This is a genomic window from Acetobacter oryzoeni, from assembly GCF_004014775.2.
Classification (GTDB): Bacteria; Pseudomonadota; Alphaproteobacteria; order Acetobacterales; family Acetobacteraceae; genus Acetobacter; species Acetobacter oryzoeni.
The window spans coordinates 930,081-948,769 of record NZ_CP042808.1 but is presented as its reverse complement, the minus strand read 5'-3'; the positions used below and the strand labels follow the sequence as shown (position 1 = coordinate 948,769).

15 protein-coding genes are annotated in these 18,689 nt (G+C 56.2%); 7 read left to right on the top strand and 8 right to left on the bottom strand.

Features of this window, described 5'->3' with window-relative positions; translation table 11 throughout:
* Positions 1-4 precede the first annotated feature (4 nt).
* Complete coding sequence (gene rsmA, locus EOV40_RS04540; protein WP_128105154.1) at positions 5-835, top strand: 16S rRNA (adenine(1518)-N(6)/adenine(1519)-N(6))-dimethyltransferase RsmA; 831 nt, start codon at positions 5-7, stop codon at positions 833-835.
* A gap of 6 nt (positions 836-841) precedes the next feature.
* Here rsmA and EOV40_RS04535 read toward each other — a convergent pair whose 3' ends face one another.
* The 8 genes from EOV40_RS04535 to EOV40_RS04500 all read right to left on the bottom strand — a co-directional run bounded on the left by EOV40_RS04535 (position 842) and on the right by EOV40_RS04500 (position 8,782).
* On the bottom strand, positions 842-2,053 hold the full coding sequence (locus tag EOV40_RS04535; protein WP_128105153.1) for an SAM-dependent methyltransferase: 1,212 nt from the start codon (positions 2,051-2,053) through the stop codon (positions 842-844).
* A 100-nt stretch (positions 2,054-2,153) separates the two neighbouring features.
* The gene (gene rplI, locus EOV40_RS04530) at positions 2,154-2,759 is read right to left on the bottom strand and encodes a 50S ribosomal protein L9 (protein WP_128105152.1); all 606 of its coding nucleotides are present in this window, start codon (positions 2,757-2,759) and stop codon (positions 2,154-2,156) included.
* An 11-nt stretch (positions 2,760-2,770) separates the two neighbouring features.
* Positions 2,771-3,046, bottom strand: coding sequence for a 30S ribosomal protein S18 (rpsR, locus tag EOV40_RS04525; RefSeq protein ID WP_003622836.1), 276 nt, complete (start codon positions 3,044-3,046; stop codon positions 2,771-2,773).
* 6 nt (positions 3,047-3,052) lie between these two features.
* Positions 3,053-3,514 (bottom strand): 30S ribosomal protein S6, encoded by a 462-nt coding sequence (gene rpsF / locus EOV40_RS04520; protein ID WP_050819597.1) that lies wholly within the window; start codon positions 3,512-3,514, stop codon positions 3,053-3,055.
* A 166-nt stretch (positions 3,515-3,680) separates the two neighbouring features.
* Positions 3,681-4,262: a GNAT family N-acetyltransferase gene (locus tag EOV40_RS04515; RefSeq protein ID WP_128105151.1), complete on the bottom strand. Its 582-nt coding sequence runs from the start codon at positions 4,260-4,262 to the stop codon at positions 3,681-3,683.
* Positions 4,252-6,243, bottom strand: coding sequence for an RNA polymerase sigma factor RpoD (gene rpoD / locus EOV40_RS04510; protein ID WP_128105150.1), 1,992 nt, complete (start codon positions 6,241-6,243; stop codon positions 4,252-4,254). Before rpoD ends, EOV40_RS04515 begins: the two co-directional genes overlap by 11 nt.
* Before the next feature lie 145 nt (positions 6,244-6,388).
* On the bottom strand, positions 6,389-8,230 hold the full coding sequence (dnaG, locus tag EOV40_RS04505) for a DNA primase (RefSeq protein WP_128105149.1): 1,842 nt from the start codon (positions 8,228-8,230) through the stop codon (positions 6,389-6,391).
* Positions 8,231-8,326: 96 nt separating this feature from the next.
* Positions 8,327-8,782 (bottom strand): GatB/YqeY domain-containing protein, encoded by a 456-nt coding sequence (locus EOV40_RS04500; RefSeq protein ID WP_128106190.1) that lies wholly within the window; start codon positions 8,780-8,782, stop codon positions 8,327-8,329.
* A gap of 235 nt (positions 8,783-9,017) precedes the next feature.
* Here EOV40_RS04500 and carA point away from each other — a divergent pair, with 235 nt between their 5' ends.
* From carA to EOV40_RS04470, 6 genes are all read left to right on the top strand, one after another.
* Complete coding sequence (gene carA, locus EOV40_RS04495) at positions 9,018-10,418, top strand: glutamine-hydrolyzing carbamoyl-phosphate synthase small subunit (protein WP_128105148.1); 1,401 nt, start codon at positions 9,018-9,020, stop codon at positions 10,416-10,418.
* Positions 10,419-10,434: 16 nt separating this feature from the next.
* Positions 10,435-13,689: a carbamoyl-phosphate synthase large subunit gene (carB, locus tag EOV40_RS04490; protein ID WP_050819592.1), complete on the top strand. Its 3,255-nt coding sequence runs from the start codon at positions 10,435-10,437 to the stop codon at positions 13,687-13,689.
* 149 nt (positions 13,690-13,838) lie between these two features.
* Positions 13,839-14,312 (top strand): transcription elongation factor GreA, encoded by a 474-nt coding sequence (greA, locus tag EOV40_RS04485; protein WP_080986776.1) that lies wholly within the window; start codon positions 13,839-13,841, stop codon positions 14,310-14,312.
* A 1-nt stretch (position 14,313) separates the two neighbouring features.
* Positions 14,314-15,510, top strand: coding sequence for a threonine ammonia-lyase (locus EOV40_RS04480; protein WP_087651388.1), 1,197 nt, complete (start codon positions 14,314-14,316; stop codon positions 15,508-15,510).
* A 160-nt stretch (positions 15,511-15,670) separates the two neighbouring features.
* Complete coding sequence (gene gpmI, locus EOV40_RS04475; protein WP_128105147.1) at positions 15,671-17,209, top strand: 2,3-bisphosphoglycerate-independent phosphoglycerate mutase; 1,539 nt, start codon at positions 15,671-15,673, stop codon at positions 17,207-17,209.
* The gene (locus tag EOV40_RS04470) at positions 17,210-18,676 is read left to right on the top strand and encodes a murein hydrolase activator EnvC family protein (protein ID WP_128105146.1); all 1,467 of its coding nucleotides are present in this window, start codon (positions 17,210-17,212) and stop codon (positions 18,674-18,676) included.
* Positions 18,677-18,689: the final 13 nt, after the last annotated feature.

Sequence of the window (18,689 nt, the reverse complement as noted above, 5' to 3'; positions counted from 1 at the left end):
GGCCCTGTCTGCCCCTCTGGAAAGCCTGCGCGATGTTATCCATCGGCACGGGCTGGATGCACGCAAAGCCCTTGGCCAGCACTTTCTGCTTGATCCGGGTGTAACAGAACGCATTGCAACACTGGCAGGCAACCTGAAGGGCCGCCACGTTGTGGAAGTTGGCCCCGGCCCCGGCGGGCTAACGCGTGCCCTGCTGAACGGCCCAGCGGAATCCGTAACGGCGGTGGAGCTTGATAGCCGCGCAGTGCTGGTTATTCAGGAACTGGCAGGCTTTTACCCTAACCGCCTCAAGGTGGTGGAAGCCGATGCCCTAAAGTGCGACCTTACAGAGCTATGCCCCGCACCACGGCAGATTATTGCCAACCTGCCTTACAATGTGGCCACACCATTGCTTATTGGCTGGCTGCGCCAAGGTAATGCGTGGGAACGGCTGACACTGATGTTCCAGTTGGAAGTGGCAGAACGCATTTGCGCCGCCCCCAACAGCCAACATTACGGGCGCCTTGCGGTGCTGGCCCAATGGTGTGCAGATTGTGCGATTGTTATGAAGCTGCCGCCGGGTGCATTTTCACCCCCTCCAGCTGTATGGTCTGCCGTTGCCAGCATTACACCTCATGCCCAGCAACCTGAGCCTGCTCTTTTTAAAGCAATGGAACGGGTAACGGCAGCAGCCTTTGGGCAGCGGCGCAAAATGCTGCGCGGTGCCTTAAAAGGCCTGAACGGTGATAAGCTTTTGGCGGCCGCAGAGATAGATGGCACGCGCCGCGCAGAAACTCTGGATGTTGCAGAGTTTGCCCGCTTGGCGCGCGCGCATTTTGCCCTATCGGCTCAATAAAGCGCCTTATTCTTTTTCGGCTGCGGCAATGTAATCCCGTGTAAACGGCACGGCAGAAATAGAACGTGAAAGCTGGAGCTGGAAGTTCATGTGCCCCTGCACACGAAAAGCCAGTTCGGCGGCGTTAAGGTAAAATTCAAACATCCGCGCAAAGCGTTCATCATACAGCGCAACAGCTTCCGCACGCTTGGCCTCAAACCGCTCACGCCAGATGGCAATGGTTTTTGCGTAATGCAGGCGCAGGATTTCACAATCCGTTACCCACAGGCCAGTAGGCTCAACTGCGGCAAAAACCTCGCTCAGTGCTGGAGAATACCCACCGGGAAAGATATATTTGTTCACCCACGGGTTTGTTGTGCCCGGCCCATCACTGCGACCAATGGAATGCACAAGGGCCACGCCATCTTCCACAAGTGCGTTTTTGATAACATCAAAGAACTGCCGGTAATGCCCAACGCCCACATGCTCGAACATACCTACCGAGACAATGCGGTCAAACCGCCGGTGCAGGTTGCGGTAATCCAGCAACTCAAACCGCACGCGCCCTTCCAGTCCTTCATCCTTGGCGCGTTGGCGGGCAAAAGCCAACTGTTCTTGGGAAAGGGTAATGCCGGTAACAATCGCACCGTAATCCTTGGCCAGCGTAAGGGCCATACCGCCCCAACCACACCCAATATCCAGCACCTCCAAACCCGGCCGATCTAGCAGCAGCTTGGCCGCAATATGGTGCTTTTTGGCCTCTTGCGCCTCATCCAGCGTTTCTGTGCCATGGCGGAAATAAGCGCAGGAGTATTGCCAATCTTTATCCAAAAACAAAGAATACAGGCGGTTATCCAAATCATAATGATGCGCCACATTCTGCTGCGCACGCTTGATTGGGTTAAACTGAATCCACCCACGGCGCACATACCGCAGAGCCGATGCCAGACGTTCTGCCACATGGCCACCGGGGCGCATGGCGTTCAGCATCAGCACATCCAGCAGATTGTAGAGTGTGCAATCCAGCGGATCGAGGTGAGAGTCCATATAGGCTTCACCAAAACCCAGCCCCGGATTGATCACCATTGCCCGCACGGCAGCCTGATTATGCAGAACCACACCGGCTGAAGGGCCGGGATTACGCCCTTTATAAAGGCTTGTGGTGCCATCCGGCCAGCGCACCTGCAACTGACCATCTGCGATAAAGTGTTGCAGAATGCGATCAAGAACTTGCTTCATGCCGCGTCTCCTTCAGAAAATTGATTGCAGCATACGCGCAAAAAAAAAGCCCGGAAAAGAATTTTCCGGGCTTCTTCCGCATGAAAATGCAAACGGCAAATTAAGCGTTAGCTTCTGCCGGTGCAGCTTCTGCTTCAGCAATTTCTGCTGGGTCGGTAATGAGTTCGCCTTCAACAACGGCATCATCACCAGAAATTTCAGCTTCTTCTTCAGGAGAAGCTGCTTCGCCACGTGCCTGACGTTCTGCTTCTTCTTCAGAACGCGCCACGTTAACGATAACCGGCACAACCACTTCCGGGTGCAGCGCGATTTTCACTTCATACAGCCCCAGAGACTTAATAGGGTGAGCAAGGAAAACCTGCTGACGGGAAATGGTGAAGCCTGCTTCCGTAACAGCCTGCGCAACGTCACGCGTGCTGACGGAACCATACAGGCTGCCGCTATCACCAGCCTGACGGATCAGGATGACAGCCAGACCTTCCATCCGTTCGGACAGACGTTCAGCTTCTTCACGACGCTTGATGTTCTGTGCTTCCAGCTGAGCGCGTTCACGCTCAAAACGGGCACGGTTGGCATCGTTTGCACGAATAGCCTTGCCCTGTGGCAGCAGATAGTTACGGGCAAAACCCGGACGTACCTTCACCACATCGCCCATCTGACCCAGATGTTCGACGCGCTGAAGCAGGATTACTTCTGTAGCAGCCATTGATCGCTCCCTCAGCTTACAACGTAGGGAAGCAGAGCCAGGAAGCGGGCACGCTTGATAGCCTGTGCCAGTTCACGCTGCTTCTTTGCGGAAACCGCCGTGATGCGGCTCGGCACGATCTTGCCACGTTCGGACAGGAAGCGGCTGAGCAGACGCACGTCTTTATAATCGATCTTCGGCGCGTTGGGGCCGGAGAACGGGCAAGACTTGCGACGACGGTAGAACGGACGACGCGCACCCACGGCCGGGCGACGGGCGGCGGGGTTTACTTCCATTGTATCAGACATTCTGGATTACTCCGCTGCTGCGTTGTCAGCTGGCTGTTCAGCGTTGCTGCGGTCTTCACCACCGCTGCGACGGCCACGGCCACTTTCGAAACGACCACCGGCCTGCTTAGGACCACGGAAGCCGCCACGGTCACCACGGTCATCACCCTTGCGGGACAGAACCGGAGACGGAGTTTCGTCGATTTCTTCAACGCGCAGTGTCAGCAGACGCAGAACGTCTTCGTTCAGAGCGAGCTGGCGTTCAATTTCTTTCACCAGTTCAGAACGTGCTTCCAGACCCAGAAGAGCGTAGTGGCCCTTGCGGTTCTTTTTGATACGATAGGCAAGGCTGCGCAGGCCCCAGTACTCGCGCTTGCGCACGGCACCGCCATCGGCTTCGATCTGGGCGGCAATACCATCAAGAATGGCATCCACCTGCTGCTGGGAAATATCATTCCGCGCAATCAGCACGGTTTCATAAAGTGGCATGTTGACTCCCTTCGGATACAATCAACCCACCCGTGCCGAACCCTTCCGGCCTACGGTGCCACAGAGTTTTAAAATCTGAAGCTGCGGGTATAGCCGGGCCAATGCCATGAACCCGGCAGGGAAAGAGCAGTCTCAATCATATTTACGCAGCAAAAGCAAGAGAGATTCATACACGCAGATGCTGAGGAACGGGAATGCCCAGCCGATCTGGCACATCCCATACCTCTTGCACGCGGCGCATAATCTTGAAACCTGCCTGCTGATACAAAGCCAACGCCCGCGGATGATCTGCCGTGCAGGTGTTGACGCGCACAGATTGCGGGCCGCCCTGCCATGCCAAACGCAGCACGTTATCCAGAAAAGCGCGCCCCACCCCTTGGCCAATCGCTTCAGGAAAAAGACCAAAATAAGAAAGGTTTACAGATTGCGGGTCTGCCAGATCCAGTTCGAAAAAACCACGGATCTGCTGCTTTTGCCGCAACAGGCCAATGTTGACAGGCGCTGTTTCCAAAAAACGCGCCAAAGTGGCATCTGATGCCGCCTGCCGCATCCACCAGCAATAGTCTCGCCCAACCCGATCCTGCAAAAGCCGATACCCAGCCACATCGGGCCGAAGATGCTCCTGCACATGCCATCCTTCTGGCAACACCAGAGGCGCGTGCTGCGGCGGAGAAAACATGCGCATGAAGGTCACAACCACCTTCATGCGCGTTGTGGATTCGGGGTTAAAGTTTAGATCAGTTATCATCCAGGAAGGAACGCAGCTTACGGCTACGGCTTGGATGTTTGAGCTTACGCAGGGCCTTGGCTTCAATCTGGCGGATACGTTCACGCGTTACGTTAAACTGCTGGCCAACTTCTTCCAGCGTATGGTCGGTGTTCATACCAATACCAAAGCGCATACGCAGCACGCGTTCTTCACGCGGGGTAAGAGAAGCCAGAACACGGGTTGTGGCTTCACGCAGGTTGGTCTGAATAGCGGCATCCAGCGGGATAATAGCTGTTTTATCCTCGATGAAATCACCCAGATGGCTATCTTCCTCATCCCCGATCGGGGTTTCGAGGGAGATGGGCTCCTTGGCAATTTTCAGTACCTTGCGCACTTTTTCCAGCGGCATACCCAGCTTTTCAGCCAGTTCTTCCGGCGCAGGTTCACGCCCGATTTCATGCAGCATCTGGCGGGAAGTACGCACCAGCTTGTTGATCGTTTCGATCATATGCACCGGAATACGGATTGTACGAGCCTGATCCGCAATGGAGCGCGTAATAGCCTGCCTGATCCACCACGTTGCATAGGTGGAGAACTTGTAGCCACGGCGGTATTCAAACTTATCCACCGCCTTCATCAGGCCGATATTGCCTTCCTGAATCAGATCAAGGAACTGAAGGCCGCGGTTGGTATATTTTTTGGCAATGGAAATAACCAGCCGCAGGTTGGCTTCAATCATTTCCTTTTTAGCGCGGGCAGAATCACGCTCGCCACGGGCTACCGTTGCATATACACGGCGGAATTCACCAATCGGCAAACCCGTTTCCTGCGCCAGCTGTGCAACCTGATCACGCAGCCCCACCACCGTATTGGCGTGCTTGGCCACAAAGTTCTTCCATGAACGACCAGACAGGCCAGAAACCATGTCCATCCAGCCCGGATCAAGCTCACGGCCACGGTATTTCAGCAAGAAATCTTCACGCGAGACACGGCAGCTTTCTGCCAGACGCAGCATACGCCCTTCCAGCATGTTCAGCTTCTGGAACATCTGCTTAAGCTGGGCTACCAGATCTTCAATCCGGTTATTATGCAGGTGAACCTGCTCTACCTTGCCCACCAGTTTTTCGCGCAGGGCAACGTAGTTTTCTTCAAAATTGCCATCAACATCTTCACCAGATGTCAGGGCTTCAATCCGCTGCACCTGCAACTTGCGCAGTTCGGCATAAAGCGGCTCAATTTCATCAAAATGTGCCAGAATTTCGGGCTTGAGCTTTTCTTCCAGCGCAGAAAGGGAAAGGCCGCTACCTTCGCTTTCAATATCGCCTTCGCCCTCATTTTCGGGTTCTTCTGTTTCTTCCGCATCAGAATCAGATTCGGCTTCGCTAAACGTGCCGTCTCCGCCTTCTTCCAACGGGTTGCCACCACTTTGCATGGCTTCCAGATCCACAATGTCACGCAGCAGCATTTCATTGTTACGGATCATCTCATGCCAGGAGATGATGGCGCGGAATGTCAGCGGGCTTTCACACAAGCCGCCAATCATTTCATCCCGGCCAGCCTCAATCCGTTTGGCAATGGCAATTTCGCCCTCGCGGGAGAGCAGTTCCACCGTGCCCATTTCGCGCAGATACATACGCACGGGGTCATCCGTACGGCCTACGCTTTCGGCGTTTACGTTACCGGTTGGGCTTTCGGATTCAGCTTCGGCTTCGGTCTCAGCTTCTTCCTCTGCATCTTCGCTTTCAGCGGCGGCTTTTTTGGGTTCAGCCTCTTCATTGTCGTTATCTTCGTTTTCGACAACCTGAATACCCATTTCAGACAGCACGGCCATAATGTCTTCAATCTGTTCAGAAGACATTTTGTCCTGCGGGAGAACGGCATTGAGCTCATCAAACGTGATGCACCCGCGCTCACGCCCTTTGGCAATCAGTTTTTTGACTGCAGAAGACCGCGTATCAAGCAGGGTGGTATCACCATCCTGTTCCTGCGCTGCGTTGGTTGATGCCGTTTTTGTCGCCATGCCAGACCTGCTCCTCCCCGCCCGCATCCGAACAGAATGCAGAACGACCAGTTTACTATGTACTGCTCTCTTTTCAGGGCGGGCAGGACGTGGGATATCCTGCGCGTGAAGTCAAGGGGAACACGCCCTGAACACATTTGTTGTCTTATAGCTCGGTGTCGTCCACACCGCCGCGTTTCAGGCGCTCCATTGCCTCTAGCCGCGCCTGTAACCGTTGCCATTCAGCGGAATCTCCGCCTTTTTCAACAAAACGCGCAATCTCACGATTTACTTCCTGAATAAATTGCGGCCCGTAGAGCAAACCATAAAAATGCCACCACTGTGTTCTTGCCGCAACAGTGTGTGCCGGGTCTTCTGCATCACTTTCCGACATCGCAGAGTAGCTTTCACGCATGACAGCGCGAATGGTTTCCTCCGCCCCTTCCGCCTGTAACCATGCATATAATGCCGCAGCATTGTCTGGCAACTCACCCTCGGCAGAAAGATCCAGCAACAGGGCACGCACCTCGGCAAATTCTTCTGGCAAATCCAGCCGACACAGAGCTTCCTCCACCTCCGGCACCAATACGGGATGAAACAGCAACAACTCCAGCATCAGGCGCTGGCGCTCTCGCGCTTGATCCATGTTAACTGGCACGGCACCAGGCACCGAGGCTGGCACATTGGCTTTACGCCCCTGCGGCCCGTTCCATTTGCCGCCACCGCCACGCCGGAAGGTTGTAAAAAACCGATCCAGCAATGTGGAGCGATATTCAGACGCCAGCATTTTATCTGGAATAAGGGCGGCAACTTCCGTGAGCCTACGCCGCAGGGCTGCGCGCTCTTCCGGCCCCGGATTGTTGATGCCTGCGCTCAGCAGATCGAACAGCACTTCAGATAGAGGCTGCGCTGCAGCAAACATCTCCGCCACAGCCTGCTGCCCGCGTGTGCGCACCAGGCTATCTGGATCTTCTCCATCTGGCAGGAGGCAAATGCGCAGGGAATAATCCTGCTTGAGCAGCGGCAGCCCGGTTTCCGCCGCTTTAACTGCCGCCCTGCGCCCGGCTGCATCCCCATCAAAACACAGAATGGGTGCACGATCGACCTGCCAGAGCGCCTCTAGCTGTTCAGGCGTTAATGCTGTGCCCAGCGGGGCCACAGCCCCCGTAAAACCGGCCTGATGTAGGGCAATAACATCCATATACCCTTCCACCACCACCAGATCCGGCGCCAACACACCTTTGGGCCGCGGCGCACGCACAGCAGCGCGGGCACGATCCAGCCCGAACAACAGCCGCCGTTTGGAAAAAACAGGGGTTTCCGGCCCATTAAGGTATTTGGGCTGCCCATCACCCAGAATACGCCCACCAAAGGAAACCAACCGCCCTTTGCGATCCCGAATGGGGAAAGTGACTCGCCCCCAGAACAACTCGCCCTTGGGGTGGCCGTGCTCATCCACCCGCATCAGGCCAGCTTCAGCCATCATCTCGGGTGTAATACCTTTGGGCGCGAGGGCAGAAACCAGTTCTCCCCGCCGCTCGCTCGCCCAACCCAAGCCAAAGGTTTCCAGCGTTTCCCGCGTGAGACCGCGCCCCAGCAGGTAATCCAGCCCGGCGCGCCCTTCCGGCTTGTATAAAGCGCGGGACCAAATTTCCTGCGTAGCAGCCAGCACATCTTCCAGCGAGCGCACATGCGCCACTTCTTCCTGCGTGCGGCGCGTATCCTTTGGCACTTCCATGCCTGCGCTGGAGGCTAATTCCTCTACAGCTTCAGGGAAGTTCTTGCCTTCCATCTGCATGACAAAGGAGATGACATCTCCATGCACGCCGCAGCCAAAGCAGTGGAAATGATCATCATATACGTAAAAGGAAGGCGTTTTTTCACCGTGAAAGGGGCAACACCCTTTCCAGTTCCGCCCGGAGCGGGCCAGCTTGACCCTGCGCCCGATAACGGACGCAATGGGCGTGCGGGCCCGCAATTCATCCAGAAAAGCTGAATCAATCGCCATTGACTGTCCGTTTCATCAAGCGGCCCGACCGAGCGGCACAAAGCCACCCCAGATCGGGCCGATACTTATTTCTGCAATATGACGTTTAAAAAACGCTTAGCCCAGACGCGCTTTGACAGCAGCACTGGCTTTGCCCATATCCAGCGCCACGCCGAACTTGTTTTTCAGTTCAGCCATCACCTTGCCCATATCCTTCAGGCTTTCGGCCTTTACGGCAGAAACGGCTTCATCCACCGCAGCCTTCAGGGAAGCTTCATCCATTTCTGGCGGCAGATAACCACGGATGACATTAATTTCTGCTTCTTCCTTTTCCGCCAGTTCAGGGCGGCCGCCATCACGGTACATGCCAGCAGATTCCGTGCGGGACTTTACCATTCCGCGCAGGGCGGCAATGGCTTCGTTTTCATTCAGGCCTTCCTGCCCTTTGGCGCGGCCTGCAATTTCCACATCTTTCAGCTTGGCCGTAATCATCCGGATTGTGGCCACACGGGCGCTTTCGCCTGCTTTCATGGCTGTTTTCAGGTCTGCCATCAGGCGTTCACGTAATGTCATTTCCATATGCTCCGCTCTTTCTGTGCTGCAATCGGGCGCACCTTATCACCGGGTTTCGTAAAAAAAACATTCAGGCAGGAAATTAAAGTGCCACCCCGCCCTGCGCGGCACGTATGCAACACTGCGGGAAAAAACTTCCCACCCATTTCCACCACCCCATCTTGCGGGTGGGAAATTTCTTCCCACCTTGGAAATCGAGTGCTAAAAGACGGCTTCGGGAGGCACAAGCACGCACATGCCCTTGTCCATAGATACCATTATCGCCCGGATTGGCGGCCCAGATGCCACAGCCAAGCTGACAGGCGTTGGCACAGAAGCCATCCGCAAATGGCGGCAGGCGCAGGCTATTCCGCCCCGCCACTGGCCAGTTATTGCGCAGGCCACCGGCCTTTCCCTGGAAGACCTCCAGCCCATTCCGACAGACCGACCCTCCCCCCATGCGGGAGATAGCAAGACAGGATCATCCATGCCCGACGCCCGCCCCGAAGGCGCCACCGCCGCGCTTGTTCTCGCAGATGGAACCGTATTGTGGGGGAAAGGCTTTGGCGCTTTTACCTCCAAACCCTCCATTGGCGAAATCTGCTTTTCAACCGGCATGACCGGGTATCAGGAAACACTGACGGACCCATCTTTTGCCGGGCAGATCATTACCTTCACCTTTCCCCATATCGGGAATGTGGGCGCAAATGCCGAAGATGATGAAGCCGCAAAAGTGTTTGCCCGCGGCCTTGTGGTGAAGGAAGACCCCACAGCACCGGCCAACTGGCGCGCAACAGAAAGCCTTGATACGTGGCTGAAGGAACGCGGCGTTTCCGGCATTGCCGGTGTGGATACCCGCTCCCTCACCCTGAAAATCCGTGACAAGGGTGCGCAAACGGCCGCGCTGGTTTTCCCGCAGGATGGCAAGTTTGATCTGGATGCCGTTTTGGCAGAAGCCAAAGCATGGCCCGGCCTTGAAGGCATGGACCTTGCCAAGGAAGTGACCTGCGCCGCCCCATATGCGTGGACAGAAAGCATGTGGGAATGGCCCAAAGGCAGCAAGGAAGCCCCCACAAACCGCCGCAAGGTTGTGGCTGTAGATTACGGTGCAAAACGTAACATCCTGCGTTGCCTTGTGGCCGCTGGATGCGACGTAACCGTTGTGCCCGCCACCACTACGGGTGAAGAAATTCTGGCCCTTAAGCCAGAAGGCGTGTTCCTATCCAACGGCCCGGGAGATCCGGCAGCAACTGCCACATATGCTGTGCCCGCCATTAAAGCTGTGCTGGATGCTGGCGTGCCACTGTTTGGCATCTGCCTTGGCCATCAGCTTCTGGCCCGTGCGTTGGGTGCAAAAACATATAAGATGGAACGCGGCCACCGCGGGGCCAACCAGCCGGTGCAGGATCTGGCCACCAAACGGGTGGAAATTACCAGCCAGAACCACGGGTTCGCCGTGGATGCTGATACCCTGCCTGCCGATGCCCATGTGACGCATGTCAGCCTGTTTGATGGATCAAACGAAGGCTTGGCATCAGACAAGTATCCGGCGTTTTCCGTGCAGTATCACCCCGAAGCCAGCCCCGGCCCGTCTGACAGCTTCTATCTGTTCAAACGCTTTGTCACCCTGATCGACCTTAACAGCGCCAAGAAATAACTGGAACGAACGTATCATGCCCAAACGGACAGACATCCGCTCCATCCTCATCATCGGCGCTGGCCCCATTGTTATCGGGCAGGCGTGCGAGTTCGATTACTCTGGAGCACAGGCCTGTAAGGCCCTGCGGGAAGAAGGCTACCGGGTTATTCTGGTAAACTCCAACCCGGCCACCATTATGACAGACCCCGGCCTTGCGGACGCCACCTATGTGGAACCCATTACGCCGGAAGTGGTGGAACGCATTATTCTCAAGGAAAAGCCAGATGCCGTGCTGCCTACCATGGGTGGCCAGACAGCGCTGAACACCGCCATGGCGCTGCATGCCTCGGGCTTTTTGACCAAGCATAACGTGGAACTGATTGGCGCAGACGCCGAGGTGATTGACCGGGCGGAAGATCGCCAGAAGTTCCGCGAAACCATGGATGCCATTGGCATTGAAAGCCCGCGCAGCTTTATTGCCCACACGCTGGCAGAAGCGCACGATGCGCTTAAGCAGATTGGCTTTCCCTCCATTATCCGCCCTTCCTTCACCATGGGTGGTTCTGGCGGTGGCATTGCCTATAACCGTGAAGAGTTCGACCAGATCGTGCTTTCCGGGCTAGATGCCTCCCCCACCACGGAAGTGCTGGTGGAAGAATCCGTGCTGGGCTGGAAAGAGTATGAAATGGAAGTTGTGCGCGATAAGGCGGACAACTGCATTATCATCTGCTCCATTGAAAATATTGACCCCATGGGTGTGCATACGGGTGATTCCATCACCGTTGCCCCGGCACTCACGCTGACAGATAAAGAATATCAGCGCATGCGTGATGCCTCCATTGCCTGCCTGCGGGCCATTGGCGTGGAAACGGGTGGTTCCAACGTGCAGTTTGGGGTGAACCCCAAAGATGGCCGCATGGTGGTTATTGAAATGAACCCCCGCGTGTCCCGCTCCTCTGCGCTGGCTTCCAAGGCTACGGGCTTCCCTATTGCCAAAGTGGCAGCCAAGCTGGCCGTTGGCTACACGCTGGATGAGCTGAAAAACGACATCACGCGCACCACCCCGGCTTCCTTCGAACCCACCATTGACTACGTGGTGGTGAAGATTCCGCGCTTTACGTTTGAAAAGTTCCCCGGCGCACCGGCTCTGCTTTCCACCTCCATGAAATCGGTTGGGGAAGCCATGGCTATTGGCCGCTCCTTCCCCGAAGCCTTGCAGAAGGGCCTGCGCTCCATGGAAACCGGCCTGCACGGGCTGGACCCAGTGGAACAGCCCGGTGATGGTGGAGAAGATGCCTTCCGCGCGGCTCTTTCCCAGCCCAAGCCGGAACGCATCCTTATGGCTGCTCAGGCGCTGCGTGCTGGCCTTTCCGTGGATGACATTCACGAAGCCTGCAAGTTTGAACCCTGGTTCCTGCGTGAAATGGAAAAAATCATTCATGCAGAACGGGAAGTGGAAAACCACGGCCTGCCGAAGGATGCCCAGAGCCTGCGCCGCCTGAAGGCCCTTGGCTTCTCGGATGTGCAGCTTTCCCGCCTGTCTGGCACGCAGCCTGAAGAAGTGGCCAAACTGCGGGCAGAAGCTGACGTTACGCCGGTTTACAAGCGCATTGATACCTGTGCGGGTGAGTTCGCATCCTCCACCCCGTATATGTATTCTACTTACGAAGGGCAGTTTGCGCCGCCAACCTGTGAATCCAACCCGACAGACCGGGAAAAGATTGTTATTCTGGGTGGTGGCCCCAACCGTATCGGGCAGGGTATCGAGTTCGATTACTGCTGTGTTCATGCCGCTTACGCCCTGCGTGAAGCTGGTTATGAAACCATCATGGTCAACTGCAACCCGGAAACGGTTTCTACCGACTATGACACATCCGACCGTCTGTATTTTGAACCGCTGACGGCTGAAGACGTGATCTCCCTTATCCGCTGCGAACAGCAGAAAGGCACGGTTAAGGGCTGCATTGTGCAGTATGGCGGGCAGACACCTCTCAAGCTTTCTCGTGCTCTGGAAGCCGCAGGTATTCCGCTGCTGGGCACCCCGGCAGACGCCATTGACCGGGCAGAAGACCGTGAACGCTTCCAGACCATGCTGCACAAGCTGGGCCTGCGTCAGCCAGAAAACGGCATTGCCCGCACGCCGGAAGAAGCCGAAGCCGTGGCCGAAAAGGTTGGCTACCCGGTTGTGGTGCGCCCTTCCTACGTGCTGGGTGGCCGCGCCATGGAAATTGTGTACGACCGTAACGGCCTGCAACGCTACATGCGCGATGTGCTGACAATGGCCGGGCACGATATTTCTTCCGGCCCGATCCTGCTTGATCGGTACCTGAACGAAGCCATTGAAGCTGATGTGGACTGCATTGCAGACGGCACGGATGTGTATGTGGCTGGCGTGATGGAACACATTGAAGAAGCAGGTATCCATTCTGGCGATAGCGCTTGCGCCCTGCCGCCCTATACCCTCTCCCCCGCGATTGTAACTGAGCTGAAAGCCCAGACAGAAGCCATGGCGCGGGAACTGGGCATTGTGGGCCTGATGAACGTGCAGTACGCCATCAAGGATCAGGAAATCTTTGTTCTTGAGGTGAACCCACGCGCATCCCGCACCGTGCCGTTTGTGGCCAAGGCAACGGGTGTGCCGGTAGCCAAGATTGGTGCGCGCGTTATGGCTGGCGCCAAACTTTCCGGCTTTAATCTGGATGACCGGGCCGTGGTGCCGCATGTTGCGGTCAAGGAAGCTGTATTCCCCTTCAACCGTTTTGCGGAAGTAGACACCATTCTGGGGCCAGAAATGCGCTCCACGGGTGAAGTCATGGGGCTGGATACATCTTTCGAGCGTGCCTTTGCCAAATCCCAGCTTGGGGCTGGCGTTAAGCTGCCAACCTCCGGCACGGTGTTCCTTTCCGTGCGTGAAAGTGACAAACCTCAGTTGCCGCCGCTGGGCCGCCTGCTGGCTTCCATGGGTTTCCGTATCATGGCCACCCGCGGCACAGCCAAAAAGCTGCGCGATTCCGGTATTGAGGTGAACCTTGTGAACAAGGTGCTGGAAGGCCGCCCACATTGTGTGGATGCCATTCGCTCTGGTGAGGTGCAGATGGTTATCAACACGGCACAGGGTGCGCAGTCTGTGGCAGACAGTTTTGATATCCGCCGCTCTGCCCTTGTGCTGGGTATTCCACACTACACCACCATGGCCGGAGCGCGGGCTGCAATTCATGCAATTGCGGCAATGCGTGAAGGACCGCTTGATGTTGCGCCACTTCAGTCATACTTTAGTGGAACATTCTAAGCTAAAGGCGCGGGCATAACCCGCCCGCGCCCCCTTAGCCATGTTCGGGTGGCAGCCTGCTTTCAGGTTATGCCTTGCCCGTGTAACTGTTTAACTTTTGCGCCGGAACCCGCTGGTTCCGGCTGCTTTTTTAAGTCTGGGGATGCGTCTTGCAGAAAACTCCAATGACGGGCAAGGGCCTGCTGCAGCTAGAAGATGAGCTGCGCAAGCTGAAATCAGAAGAACGTCCGGCAGTTATCCGCGCCATTGCGGAAGCCCGTAGCCACGGCGATCTTTCTGAAAATGCGGAATATCACGCAGCTCGGGAACGACAGTCCTTTATTGAAGGCCGCATTCTGGAGCTGGAAGAACTTATTTCCACTGCAGAAGTTATTGATCCCACAACCCTTTCTGGCAAGCAGGTCAAGTTCGGGGCCACTGTGTGCCTTGTGGACGAAGATACGGACAAGGAAATTACGTACCAGATTGTTGGCCTGCATGAAGCAGACATCAAACAACACCGCATTTCCATTTCCTCCCCACTTGCCAAGGCGCTGATTGGCAAGGAAGAAGGCGATACCGTTTCTGTGCCCGCACCGGGCGGAGATCGGACTTACGAAATCCTTTCCGTCAAATTCATCTAATATGATCACGTTTGAGGATGTCACAGCCGCGGCAGATCGTATCCGTGGCAATGTGATCCGCACGCCCACCATTGCATCCCACGCGCTTTCCAAGGCAACCGGGGCCGATATTACCCTTAAGCTTGAAAATCTTCAGGCTGTTGGGTCGTTCAAGGAGCGTGGTGCCGCCAACAAACTGGCACTGCTTTCCCCCGAAGAGCGCAGCCGTGGTGTCATTGCCGTATCTGCTGGCAACCATGCACAGGGTGTGGCCCGCCATGCCAGCCTGCTGGGTATTGATGCTGTTATTGTCATGCCCAAGTTTACGCCGGCAGGCAAAGTGGTGCGCACCCGCAACTGGGGGGCACGTGTTATTCTGGAAGGCGAAAGCTTTGCAGAAGCCCTGATGTTTGCAGAAGACCTGCAAGCGCGTGAAGGCCGCACCTTTATCCATCCGTATGATGACCCCGCAGTGATGGCGGGCCAAGGCACCTGCGCGCTGGAGCTTTTTCAGGATGCCGGGCCATTGGATGCGCTGGTGGTGCCTATTGGTGGTGGTGGCCTGCTTTCTGGCTGCGCCGTGGCGGCCCGCGCCATGCGCCCGGATATCAAGCTGATTGGCGTGCAGGTGGAAAAGTATGATTCCCTTTGCGCCTTCCCCGGCCCTGCTACGCACCCCAATGGTGGCGCCACCATTGCGGAAGGTATTGCCGTTCTGCAAATTGGCCGCCAGACGGATGAAGTTATCCGCAAGCTGGTTGATCAGGTTCTGGTTGTTTCTGAATCCGCTATTGAAAACGCCATTACTCTGCTGGCTGAAGGCGCCAAGCAGGTTAGTGAAGGCGCAGGCGCTGCCGGGCTTGCTGCCCTGCTAACCTACCCGGATATGTTCCGCGGTAAAAAGGTTGCCCTGCCTGTTTCTGGCGGAAACATTGATAGCCGTATTCTGGCCAACACCCTGCTGCGCGCCATGCTGCGTGATGGCCGCATTTTGCGCCTGATTATGGAAATTCCAGACCGCCCCGGTGTTCTGGCCGATATTTCCAAAAGCATCGGGGAAGCTGGCGGCAATATTATTGAAGTTTCGCACCAGCGCCTGTTTGCTGCCCCTTCCGTGCAGGCAGCGCAGTTGGAAGTGATGATAGAAGCGCGAGACCCAGAACACGCTGCCCTTATCACGCAGGAACTGGGTAAATCCTACATTGTGCGCCGCGCCTGAAAACTTTTAGGTGTTAAGGCTTTTACAAGGGGCAGCTCCAGTATTGGGGCTGCCCTTTGTGTTTGGGCATATGGGCACCTGCTGCACTTGCCCTCTTTGTCTTCATGCAATTTGGTGGCATTATTCACGCATAAACAAAAAACATAAAAAGGCTTAACCTATGACCTCCACATCGCACCCACAGAAAAGACCAGTCATGCTTGTCATCCTTGATGGGTTTGGATGGCGAGAGGATCTGTCAGACAACGCGGTGCAGATTGCCCGCACCCCCAATTTTGACAAGCTGTGGCAGAACAGCCCGCACAGCTTTGTGCGCACCAGTGGTGAAGATGTAGGCCTGCCTGAAGGGCAAATGGGCAATTCCGAAGTTGGGCATCTGAACATTGGTGCTGGCCGTGTGGTGATGCAGGAACTGCCGCGCATTTTCACCGCCATTCGGGATGGCAGCCTTGCCCGTAACCCGGTGATGGAAAACTTTATTGCCACGCTGAAAAAAAGCGGCGGCACCTGCCATTTGATGGGCCTTGTTTCTCCCGGTGGTGTGCATTCCCATCAGGATCATGCTGTCGCGCTTGCGCGCATTGTTGCCCAAGCTGGTGTGCCAGTGGCCTTCCACCTATTTACAGATGGGCGCGATACGGCCCCACGCTCCGCACAGGAGTTTTTGGAAAAACTGCGTGCTGATCTGCCTTCTTCCGTAAAGCTCGCCACCATTTCCGGCCGTTACTACGCCATGGACCGCGACAAACGGTGGGACCGGGTAGAAAAAGCCTACAACGCCATTGTCAGCGCAGAAGGCCCAAAAGCTGCCACCCCAGAAGATGTGGTAAGCAACGCCTATCAGGCCGATATTTCGGATGAGTTCATCATCCCCACCGTGCTGGAAGGCTATACCGGCATGAAGGATGGAGATGGCATTCTCTCCTTCAACTTCCGTGCAGACCGCATCCGCCAGTTGATGGATGCCCTGCTGGAGCCTGATTTTGACGGCTTTGCACGCAGCAAGGTTGTGCAGTTTGCCGCCGCTGTGGCCATGACACATTACAGCGATACGCTTTCCAAACGCATGTCCATTCTGTTCCCCCCAGAAGAACTGACAAACCTGTTGGGGGAAGTTGTCTCCCGCGCAGGCCTCAAGCAGATCCGTATGGCGGAAACGGAAAAATACCCGCACGTCACCTACTTCATGAACGGTGGGCGCGAAATGCTGTTTGAAGGGGAAGATCGTATTCTGGTACCCTCCCCCAAAGTGGCCACCTATGATCTTCAGCCGGAAATGTCTGCCCCGGAACTGACGGACAAAGCCGTAGCGGCCATTAAAAGTGGTGAATACGACTTGCTTGTTCTCAACTTTGCCAACCCGGATATGGTCGGCCACACAGGCAAGCTGGATGCTGCCGTAAAGGCCGTGGAAGCCGTGGATACCGGTTTGGGCCGCATTGCGCAGGCCATAGCAGAACAACATGGCGCGCTGCTGGTAACGGCAGATCATGGTAACTGCGAAACCATGAAAGACCCCAAAACCGGCGGCCCGCATACATCACACACGCTTAACCTTGTGCCCTTTATTGCCTATGGCTCGGGCGCATCTGCCCTGCGCGATGGCGGCAGGCTGGCAGATATTGCCCCCACGCTGCTGGCTCTTCTCAACCTGCCAAAACCTGCGGAAATGACGGGTTCTTCCCTGCTTGAACGCTGAATGAAACGTATCCGGCCTTTTTCTTCCCCTGTCTGCCCTTCTTCCCACTGGGGAAAACTGGCCGGATATACGGCGCTTCTGGTTGCAGCCCCTGCTTTGCTGGCGGCCTACCCGGCAATGCCCTTACAGGCTGCAACCACACATCATAAAAAAGCAGCCACGGCACATCATGCCACACAAACTACGGCCAAAACCCCTGCGCGGGAAAGCAAAGCCCGCAGCACACATGCGCGCAAAAGCAAAACGGCCGCAGAACCTTCCGTTATGTCCGATCGTTCAGTGCGCGAAGCACAGGCTGCCGTAAATGCGGCCCATGCGCAGCATGAGGCCATGGAGCAGGAAAAAGCGCGCCAAGCCGCCGCAGTTACGCAATCTCGCAGCCAGAATGAGGCAGCTCAGGCCGCAGCGGCAGAAGCCAAAAACCGTGCGCTTGCACTTTCTGCTGCAACGGTAAACGCGACATCGCAACTTCAAAGCACCGAGCAGCAAATTGCTGATCTGCAAGATCAGATTTCGGATGTGAAAAAGGAGCAGGCATCTCTTCAGGCAGCCTTGGTGCAGGATGCCCATGCGCTTGCCCCTATTCTGCCTTTGGCGGAACGTCTTTCTCTTTATCCATCAGATACCTTGCTGGCTGCCCCCATGCCGCAGGGTGATGCCATTACCGGCTTTTTGGTTTTGCGCGGGCTTTCCCGGCAGATGGAGCAGGAAGCCGAAGGCATGCGCGCCCGTCAGGCTCGGCTGGCTGCATTAAATACCACGCTTACAAACAAGCTGGCTGAATTAAACCAGCTTGAGCAAACCCAAAGCCACCAGCGCGATACCGTGCGCCAACAGGCTGCCCTTGCGCGGGAAGCACAAAAACAGGCGTCTGCCACTGCCGTGAACACCACGCATCAGCTACAGGCCGCCACACAACGCGCGGCCAGTTTGCAGGATGCTGTTTCTAAACTGGATGCCCTTCAGGCACAGGCCGAATCTGCCCTGCAAAAGGAAATAGCTGCCGCAGAACGTGCGCATGAGGCCGCGCGGGCAGAAGCTGCACGCCGCAAAATGGCCGCTATGGTAAAAACACAGGGCCCGGGGCTGGCCGAGCATCCCTCTGCCGGGTCTGGCCTACGGCCCGTTGCGGGCACGCTTATTTCTACTTGGGGGTCTGCCACCGAATCTGGCCCCGCTACGGGTATGACGTATCGCACGCCCCCCGGTGCCAGCGTGCGCGCGCCCTGTGCTGGCACTGTGGATTTTGCAGCCCCGTTCCGCACCTATGGGCAAATGCTTATTTTGAATTGCGGCCGCCATTACCGCTTTATCATGGCGGGCCTAAGCGGACTGGCCGTAGATATGGGCCAGAGTTTGACAAAGGGCGCACCTATAGGACAGATGGGCAGTTCCGGAGGCTCTGGCACACTGTTCATTCAGTTGCGCCATGGGCAGAAAACCATCAATCCCGCGCCGTTTCTGTAATGGCAGAAAACAC

Bases quoted from the DNA above. Each gene is read 5' to 3' on its own strand.
- EOV40_RS04535 (WP_128105153.1), bottom strand. From the start codon at position 2,053: ATGAAGCAAGTTCTTGATCGCATTCTGCAACACTTTATCGCAGATGGT.
- rplI (WP_128105152.1), bottom strand. From the start codon at position 2,759: ATGGCTGCTACAGAAGTAATCCTGCTTCAGCGCGTCGAACATCTGGGT.
- rpsR (WP_003622836.1), bottom strand. From the start codon at position 3,046: ATGTCTGATACAATGGAAGTAAACCCCGCCGCCCGTCGCCCGGCCGTG.
- rpsF (WP_050819597.1), bottom strand. From the start codon at position 3,514: ATGCCACTTTATGAAACCGTGCTGATTGCGCGGAATGATATTTCCCAG.
- EOV40_RS04515 (WP_128105151.1), bottom strand. From the start codon at position 4,262: ATGATAACTGATCTAAACTTTAACCCCGAATCCACAACGCGCATGAAG.
- rpoD (WP_128105150.1), bottom strand. From the start codon at position 6,243: ATGGCGACAAAAACGGCATCAACCAACGCAGCGCAGGAACAGGATGGT.
- dnaG (WP_128105149.1), bottom strand. From the start codon at position 8,230: ATGGCGATTGATTCAGCTTTTCTGGATGAATTGCGGGCCCGCACGCCC.
- EOV40_RS04500 (WP_128106190.1), bottom strand. From the start codon at position 8,782: ATGACATTACGTGAACGCCTGATGGCAGACCTGAAAACAGCCATGAAA.
- carA (WP_128105148.1), top strand. From the start codon at position 9,018: ATGCCCTTGTCCATAGATACCATTATCGCCCGGATTGGCGGCCCAGAT.
- carB (WP_050819592.1), top strand. From the start codon at position 10,435: ATGCCCAAACGGACAGACATCCGCTCCATCCTCATCATCGGCGCTGGC.
- EOV40_RS04480 (WP_087651388.1), top strand. From the start codon at position 14,314: ATGATCACGTTTGAGGATGTCACAGCCGCGGCAGATCGTATCCGTGGC.
- gpmI (WP_128105147.1), top strand. From the start codon at position 15,671: ATGACCTCCACATCGCACCCACAGAAAAGACCAGTCATGCTTGTCATC.
- EOV40_RS04470 (WP_128105146.1), top strand. From the start codon at position 17,210: ATGAAACGTATCCGGCCTTTTTCTTCCCCTGTCTGCCCTTCTTCCCAC.